The sequence below is a fragment of the Brevibacterium sanguinis genome (genome assembly GCF_039528855.1).
Taxonomy (GTDB): domain Bacteria; phylum Actinomycetota; class Actinomycetes; order Actinomycetales; family Brevibacteriaceae; genus Brevibacterium; species Brevibacterium sanguinis.
In genome coordinates, this window is record NZ_BAAAMB010000024.1 from 1 (window position 1) to 870 (window position 870).

Genomic DNA, 870 nt, shown 5'->3' on the forward strand with positions numbered 1-870 from the left:
TGGTCGGTGAAATACTGGCCGAGCTGCTTCTTGCGGACCGGATCTAGAAGCGCCTTGACAGTCAATCGGCACCCCTCATCCGGTAGACCGTCCGCGCGTCCATCGTGATCGGCACTCCGCCCACGAGGGCCGCGCCGACAAGCTCCGAGTAGTGGTGCTGCTCCTGGCGCGCGGTCACCGGAAGTGGGCCTGAGGGCCGCAATTCGGTCAGCGCCAGGTCGCGCATGGTTGCCGTGAGCGGAGCGGCGGTGTCGGCCATGCGCTTCCTCACTAGGAGCAGCGGGTCGCCGCTCACGGCCACGTGGCCGTTGACCTGCTTGAAGCTGGCCTGGGTCTTGTCGAGGATGCTCGCGGCGGTGACGACCAGGCCGGCGTCGGCGAGGCTCGCCGTCAGCGCCTGCCACACCGAGGCGTGGGATGAGTGGAACACGAGTGTCGCGTCCGCGGCCGGCTTCATGACCCTGCTGACCTCGGTGAACACCGACGTCAGCAACTCCTGGTACTCGTCGACGCCCTTGCCCTGCGCGGGTGAGATGATCGCCTCGTCCTTGATGCGGGTGGTCTGCCCGAGCCAGAGCTCGTTGAGCTGGTTGATTTCGGAGTAGGGGATGTAGCCCCCGAACGGCGGATCGGTGAACACATAGTCAATCGACTCGTCGGGCAGATGGAGGTCGGCGCTACTCCCAGTGACGATGGTCGCTTCGCCCGCCAGGCCGTGCAGCAGCTCAAACGCCGCCGCGAAAGTCTTGATCTTGCGCTGGACGCCGATAAACACGTTCTTCTCCACGGGCAGCCCGCTGACGTACATTACCCCAGACTGGGCACCGGTGACGACGAAGTCCTTGGAGTTCTTCTTGAGCACCACGCGGG

General features: G+C 65.2%; 1 pseudogene. It reads right to left on the reverse strand.

Annotated elements, in window-relative coordinates:
- Positions 1 to 61: 61 nt before the first annotated feature.
- Positions 62 to 870, reverse strand: a pseudogene (locus ABD154_RS17910) (hypothetical protein); the annotation flags it as partial.